This is a genomic window from Thermoanaerobacterium thermosulfurigenes (assembly GCF_051201035.1).
GTDB classification, from domain to species: Bacteria; Bacillota; Thermoanaerobacteria; order Thermoanaerobacterales; family Thermoanaerobacteraceae; genus Thermoanaerobacterium; species Thermoanaerobacterium thermosulfurigenes.
On sequence record NZ_JBPODR010000050.1, the window covers coordinates 1 to 7,791 of the forward strand.

Below are 7,791 nucleotides of genomic sequence, written 5' to 3' on the forward strand. Positions count from 1 at the left end.
TATACCAAAAATGGAGGTCTCATGCTATTTTATAGCCAAATAATATTGAATTATCAAGGTACAGAGCTACTTTTATAAGTGCGAAGTTTGAGTTAAATAATAGATTTTTGCAAAAACGTGAATTTCAAAATTATTACGGCTTTACACATCATAAAATCTAAACTACTTTTATTTCAGCAAATGATATCTATAAATAATTTTAACATATATAAAGAAAAATTGTAATAGTTTTGTTTGTTGACTGGATAAAGTGAAAAAACTAGTCTTTTGATTTGGCAAATATAATGAATGATATGTTTAGAAAAAAATTCTTCAACAAATGCTTGATGCTAATTCAAAATTTCTTTTCTATTTTAATTCAATTTGAAAAGTGGTAAAATAAATTAAAAGACAAACGGTGTAATGTCAAGTAGTATTTTTTAGAGGCAAAGATCAGTCTTACAAATTTTTATGTTGTTAAGACAAGAGCTCTTTTATGTTAATGTTTGGTAATCTTATTGTACTTCTTGTAGTAGAAATCAGCATACTCTTTTGCATGTAACAGAGACAACCTAAAGAAGAAAGAGGGAATGTGTGTAATACAATACAAAAAGCAGCAATCTAGCATACATCGCAGTGAGGATTATATGTTTGGTCGATGAGTAGTCAAGCCTAAAATGTCACTTTGTTCTGGCTTGACAACCCATCTTCCAAAACATATGGATTAACTATGCGATGTATGCATAAGTATCAAGTTGACTTGATAGATGAAATTTTTAAACTAAATAACTGATTATTTAATTATCTAGGTTCAATTAAACTTTGTAATATTGTTAAAGATCAACCTTTTTGATTGATACAAATCATATTATATGAGGATGGAGTGGATTAAAAATAGTTTAAAAATGATAAAGATTTTTGATAATACTAGATATGAGCATAATTAAAAAATCGATCAAAAATAAAAACCGGCATAGGTAGGTTATGTAAATGATAGAGGCTAAAAAATATACTTGAACATTTAAAACTAAATAAAAGAAAAAAATGAGAGCTAAAAAAGGGCATAAAAATTCTGTAGATAATTGATGGTAAAAATTGATAAACACTAAAATATAAAATTAAGCTGTACGCTTTAAACCATCAAGAGATTTAGTTTTGTCAATATTACCAGCTTTATAAGCAGTTATAGCAAGAGTTAATAAAGTGATATGGCCAAAAGTATTCAAATTACTTACAGAATTAATATTTCTAACATATGCTCTTTCAAGGTTTAAAGCTTTCCAGCTAAATTTATCTTTCTGATTCGGTCCTTAATTTATATTTAGATTTGAAATGTATAGAATTTCTATCGATTGAAGACCTGTAATCAGTAGATATAGAAGTATATTTAATGCAACCTCTGTAATTTTTGCCATTGAAGTATTTGGGATGATGGCACGGGCAAAGAGAATCATCTTTTGATTTATAGTATTTACAACGATGTTTTTGCTTAATAAAACCATCAAAATACTCTTTGCCATATTTAATCATTGGAATACCTGCATCACAGACAACATGACCATCATCAGTCAATTTATGCGTTTTAGAGCCTCTCTTATTAAGAGGAATAAAACAATGACCATGGAGGGTGTCTCTCACAAAACTATAGACTTTCTTAACATCATAGCCTTTGTCAGCAATAAAATTGACACCTTCAAGATTAAACCAATTGTTGGTTTCAGATAAAAGAGGGATTGCAGCATCAAAATCGGGGATATTAGCAGGAGTGGTTACTTCAGCAATAGGAAGACCAGACAAAGAATCAATAATAATATGGTTTTTATATCCCCAATAAAATTCAAAATTTTTATTAGAAGAATCATTAGAAGCAGTATGAACACCAAGTCTACAATCCTTGTCAGACTTAGGCTGATTATCTTTAGAGAATTTATTTTTAGAAAAACACTTAGGATTATTGAACTTAGTATTAGCCTTAATAGGAGTAGAATCCAAAGAAATAGATTCACCAGAAATAAGGCCGAAATCCTTAAGAATATTAACTTGACTCTGCATAACATAAGACAAATATTGATGATCAAAATTTTTAAGGAAACGGTCAAAAGTCCAATAAGAGGGCAACTTTTTAGTAATATCAAAACCGCAGAGGTGAGCAATAATAAGATTATTATTAAGATAATCAATGAGATCAGAAATCTCACCGAATTTCTCAGCTTTCATAACAATTAAGCTTAAGAGAGTATGGCGATAATAGCCTATAGGGCCAAATTTAGAAGGCGGGAATTCAGGAATGTGAGACAAATCAAGATTACTAAATAAAGAAGTATAAAAATCAATTTTAGGTTGAGAAGTAAAAAGGTCTATGAGGTTTAAAACTTGTTGAAGCTGGTACATGTAGGCTTTCCTCCTTTAATGTTTAATGATGCTTATAATACTATAATTCAACAAAAAAGGTAGGGAATCCTACATATCAGATAAAAATTTTTAGGGTGATAAGAAAAAAGCATATCTAGGAAATAGCTTAAATCAAGGCTTTTGAATATGCACAAGTCTATGATAATACCATAAAAGAGGTGGTGCATTTGTATGAAATTAAACATAGAAGATGTTATGAATCATAATATCTTAGTAATAAAATCTACAAATACTTTAGACCATGTTAGCGAAAAAGTATATTCTTTTGATTATATATTAATAGAAAACAATAAAGGTGAGATAGAAAAAATATATTATTGTCACTTAGGAAGAAAGTATATAATATTTTTTTCGACCATTATATTTCAAAATTTGAATAATTTAATTTCAATAGATATTGATGAATGGAATCATAATATAATAATTGTCAATGATGATAAGGGAAATAAAATTGGTATTATAACTAGTCGTGAAGTGATAAAGTATTTAAATAAAAAATATGGAAACCTTATGGAAAGCTATAATTCGATAAAAACAGATCTAGATGCTTTTATGGCTTGTTCAGATGATATGGTATGTATTTCTGATGGCTCAGGAATAAAAGTTAGACTTAGTTCTTCGTGTAAAAAAATATATGGACTAAAGCCGGAAGAACTTGTTGGAAAGAGTGTGAATGAGTTAGAGAAAAGTGGCATGTATTTTCCTTCTGCAACCCGTATAGTTATAGAAGAAAAAAAGCCTGTAACATTAACGCAAAAAACAAAATCAGGCAAAAGACTATTAGTGACTGCAATGCCTGTATTTGATGATAATAACAATATTGTTCGAGTTGTAAGTATTTCAAAAGACATAACAAATGAAGAAAAACTAAAAAATGATTTAAATAAAACTAGAGATCTTTTGCAAAGGTATGAGCATGAACTTGTGGCATTGAGAATTGAGCAAACACGAGATAGCAACTTAGTTTATAAAAGTAAAGCTATGGAAAAGGTATTAGAATTAGTCAAAAAGGTGGCACCAGTAGATTCAACATTGTTAATATATGGAGAGACTGGTGTAGGAAAAGAAGTAATATGTAAATATATTCATAATATAAGTAATAGAAGTGGTGGACCATTTGTTAAAATTAATTGTGGTTCAATTCCAGAAAATCTATTAGAAGCAGAATTGTTTGGTTATGAAAATGGTGCTTTTACAGGTGCTCGCTCTGAGGGAAAACCTGGATTATTTGAAATTGCAGATAAGGGTACTTTATTACTTGATGAGATTGGAGAATTGCCATTATTACTGCAGGTCAAGCTGTTGAGAGTGTTACAAGAAAGGGAATTTATGCGGGTTGGTGGTATAAAGCCGAGAAAAGTTGATGTGAGAATAATTGCAGCTACTAATAAGGATTTAAAGAAGTTAGTAGATGAAGGCAAATTTAGAGAAGACTTATATTATCGTTTAAATGTTATCCCTATCACAATACCACCTTTGAGGGAAAGGTTAGAAGATATACCTGTGCTTACGTATTATTTTTTAGATATGTATAATAAAAAGTATTCTTTTTCAAAGCAAATAACTAATGAAGTTATTGAAACTTTTATAAAATATGATTGGCCAGGAAATGTCAGAGAACTTGAAAATGTAGTAGAACGTGCTGTAATAATTTCAGAGAGTAATTTCATTAGAAACAGTGATTTGCCTTCAGAATTGACAAACATAAAAGAAAATTCTAATTCGTTAGATGGAATATACGTTTCTAAATTAATGCCATTAAAGAAAGCTTCTGCACTTTTAGAATATCAGCTTATAAAAAAGGCACTTGATGAAAGTGGCAGTACGTATAAAGCTGCTAAAGTGTTAGATGTAGATCAATCAACAATAGTTAGAAAATTACAAAAGTATAGAGATATTGTAAATTAGATTTAATTTGATGCAATTATGCATTATAACTTTTTTTAAAATGTAAAATTGCATTAACTTGTGATTTATATAAATTGCTAAAATCAAGATCTATAAAGAGTTTTATAGATCTTTTTTTATTTGGCATGAATTTTGCAATGAAGACTTATGTGAGTTTAAATTATGAAATTTTGGAGGGTTTAAAGTGGCTAATATTGATATTGATGAAATAAAAAAAACAGCAGAACAAATTAGGAAAGATTGCATTTGGATGAGTACAAGAGCTGATTTTGGACATTTGGCACCAGCACTTTCTATTGCAGACATTTTAGCAACTTTGTATAAAAAGATAATGGTTTATGATCCTAAAAACCCTCATTGGCCTTTAAGAGATAGATTTATCTTAAGCAAGGGACATGGATGTTTAGCACTATATTCAATATTGTCACAAGTAGGATACTTCGATCGAAATTTATTGAGAGACTTTGCAAATAAATATGATACCATGTTACCTGGTCATCCCGAAATAAAGTTGCTTGGAATTGAGGCGAATACGGGTTCTTTAGGTCATGGTATACCATTGGCTATTGGTATGGCTTTGGCTGCGAAGATTGATAACAAAAATTATAGAGTTTTTGTAATTACAGGTGATGGCGAATTAGAAGAAGGGACTAATTGGGAAGCAGCAATTATAGCAGCAAAGCATAAGGTTGATAATCTAATTGTCATCGTAGATAGAAACAAGCTACAACTTGGAGATCTTACTGAAAATATAAGTCAATTGGAACCTCTTGAGGAAAAATGGAAAGCTTTTGGATGGGCCACAAAAGTAATAAATGGGCATGACATAAATGATTTAATATCTTCTTTAAATGCAACGCCATATGAAGATGGAAAGCCCACTGTTATAATTGCAAATACAATAAAGGGGAAGGGTCTTCCAGTTGCGGAAAACAAGATAGAGTGGCATCATAAGGTTTTGACAAAAGAGCAATATAATGCTCTTAAGAATGATTTGGGATTGGAGGAATTAAGCAATGACTGATAATAAAAGATCTACAAGGGAAGCTTTTATCGATGCATTATTTGAAATCAGCAAAAATCATGAAAATATAGTAACAATTGCAGCAGATTCACAGTCTAGGTATGGAGAATTCCCCAATTTATACAAGAATAGAAGTTTAAATGTAGGAATAGCAGAGCAGTCTATGGTAGGGATTGCTGCAGGGTTGGCATTATCAGGTAAGATTCCAGTAGTAACTGCATATGCTAATTTTCTAGCATTTAGAGCTGCGGAGCAGATTAGAGTTGATATAGCTGGTCAAAACTTAAATGTAAAAATTGTAGGAACAGATGCTGGTTTTTCTTCTGAATGGCTTGGATATACTCATGTGGCATTAGAAGATGTCGCAGCCATAAGATCAATACCAAATATTGTTATAATAGATCCAGCCGACTATGAAGAGACATTTGCAGCGACCAAGGCCATGTTTGACTACAATGGTTCTGTATATTTAAGATTAAGGGGTAAAGGAAAGGAACCTCAAGTGTATGAAAAAATGGAGAGTTATAAAATTGGTAAGGGTAATATTCTCAGGAGAGGTAGCAATGTAGCAATTATTTGCAGTGGCGGTGCTGTGTACGATTCATTAAGCGCAGCAAATATTTTAAAAGGTGAAAAAATAGAAGCAACTGTTATTGATATGGCTTCGATAAGACCTTTAGATAAAGAGCTTATTTTGGATTTAGCATTAAAAGTAAATTTAATTGTAACTGTTGAAGATCACAATGTCATAGGAGGTTTAGGCAGTGCGGTAGCAGAGCTTATTTCTGAAAATTGTAATAATGTAAAACTTTTAAGGCTTGGAGTAAAGGATAGATTTGGAACTGCAGGTACAGAGGAATTATTAAAGAAAAATTTTATGCTAGATGATGTAGGCATAGCATACAATATTTCTGAATTTTTAAAAAATAACTGATTGGAGGAATTAATAGCTATGAAAATAATAATAGGATCAGACGAGTTAGGATATGATTTAAAAGAGATAATAAAAAATCATCTCACAAATAAGGGCATTGAAGTAGTAGATGCAGGAGTATATGATAAAAATCCTGTAGATTATCCTGATATTGCATTAAGTGTTGCCCAAAGAATTGCTAATAGTGAATTTGAAAGAGGCATTCTTATATGTGGAACTGGAATAGGAATGGCTATAACAGCAAATAAAGTTCCTGGCGTAAGAGCGGCACAATGTCATGATATATATTCTGCTGAGAGGGCTAGAAAAAGCAATAATGCGCAAATAATGACAATGGGAGCATTAGTAATAGGTGTCGAACTTGCTAAGAAGTTAGTTGATGTTTGGTTGGAATCAGAGTTCCAAGGAGGTCGTTCAATAAGAAAAGTAGATAAGATAAATAATGTAGATAGGAAATTCCGTAAATTTGAAAAAGAAGGGGCCTAAGTATGTATAGATATGATTGTGACTTGCATTGTCATACGATTAGATCAGATGGTAATGATACACCACGGGAATTTATAGATAAAGCTACAGAATGTGGCATGAAAGTAGTTGCAATTACAGATCATGATATTGAACCACCTATTTATATAAGCGTTGATAATAAAAAGATATCAACTGTAAATTATGCCGCAAGTAAGGGAATTGAACTTGTTTTAGGATATGAATTTTCTTGTGATACTTATGTTGATGATGTTCATATTTTAGGTTACAAACTTGATTGGGATAATCCATTGGTTAAAGAAGAGGTTGAACGAGAAAAAGAAAGTAAAATAAATGCATACCGAGATTTATGTAAACTGTTAACTGAAAATGGTATATCAATAGACTATGAAAAAGATGTATTACAGTATGTAGATGAAGATGGAAGTATTAAATATAGAAAAAAAGAAGATGTTCAAAGAAAACATATATTTGAAGTCATAGCAAAAAAAGGCTATACTAGTACTTGGCAAGAGGCAAAATTATTAGTGAGAGATAACCCAAAATTGAATATTAAAAGAATAAAAATAGATCCTTTCGATGCAATCAAACTTATTAAAGATTGCGGTGGAACTGCAGTTTTAGCACATCCTTTTTTAATTGATGAAAAAATAAAATATCCAGATGGAAGAAGCTATACAAGGGATGAGTATATAAATCGCTTGATTGAACATGGTCTTGATGGCATTGAAGCTCGCTATACGTATTCTAAGACTAGCTATAAGGGAAATTTAAGCAGTGAAGAAATAGAAAATTATATTAAGGGGAATTATAAAGGAAAAGTAAAAATTTTTACAGGTGGTTCTGATTATCATGATGATGGGAAAAGGGGTGTTAAAAATCCTAGATATATTGGAGAAGCGGGAATTAGCTATGAAGAATTTAATAGAATCAGAGAATATTTTATTTGAATAACTCAAACTTCGCACTTATAAAAGTAGCTCTGTACCTTGATAATTCAATATTATTTGGCTATAAAATAGCATGAGATCTCCATTTTTGGTATAAT

At 30.7% G+C, this 7,791-nt stretch carries 6 protein-coding genes; 5 read left to right on the forward strand and 1 reads right to left on the reverse strand.

Annotation, left to right across the window (positions count from 1 at the left end):
* Positions 1-1,269: 1,269 nt before the first annotated feature.
* The gene (locus HNR52_RS11700) at positions 1,270-2,370 is read right to left on the reverse strand and encodes a transposase (protein ID WP_435620664.1); all 1,101 of its coding nucleotides are present in this window, start codon (positions 2,368-2,370) and stop codon (positions 1,270-1,272) included.
* 192 nt (positions 2,371-2,562) lie between these two features.
* Between HNR52_RS11700 and HNR52_RS11705 the strand changes: the two genes are divergently transcribed.
* The 5 genes from HNR52_RS11705 to HNR52_RS11725 all read left to right on the forward strand — a co-directional run bounded on the left by HNR52_RS11705 (position 2,563) and on the right by HNR52_RS11725 (position 7,693).
* Positions 2,563-4,299, forward strand: a complete 1,737-nt coding sequence (locus HNR52_RS11705; protein ID WP_435620665.1) for a sigma-54 interaction domain-containing protein — start codon at positions 2,563-2,565, stop codon at positions 4,297-4,299.
* Positions 4,300-4,483: 184 nt separating this feature from the next.
* A complete protein-coding gene (locus tag HNR52_RS11710) occupies positions 4,484-5,323 on the forward strand; it encodes a transketolase (protein ID WP_435620666.1) in 840 nt (279 codons plus the stop codon).
* Positions 5,316-6,257 (forward strand): transketolase family protein, encoded by a 942-nt coding sequence (locus HNR52_RS11715; protein WP_435620667.1) that lies wholly within the window; start codon positions 5,316-5,318, stop codon positions 6,255-6,257. Before HNR52_RS11710 ends, HNR52_RS11715 begins: the two co-directional genes overlap by 8 nt.
* An 18-nt stretch (positions 6,258-6,275) precedes the next feature.
* The gene (gene rpiB / locus HNR52_RS11720) at positions 6,276-6,743 is read left to right on the forward strand and encodes a ribose 5-phosphate isomerase B (RefSeq protein ID WP_435620668.1); all 468 of its coding nucleotides are present in this window, start codon (positions 6,276-6,278) and stop codon (positions 6,741-6,743) included.
* Between the two features lie 2 nt (positions 6,744-6,745).
* Positions 6,746-7,693, forward strand: a complete 948-nt coding sequence (locus HNR52_RS11725; RefSeq protein WP_435620669.1) for a PHP domain-containing protein — start codon at positions 6,746-6,748, stop codon at positions 7,691-7,693.
* Positions 7,694-7,791 lie beyond the last annotated feature (98 nt).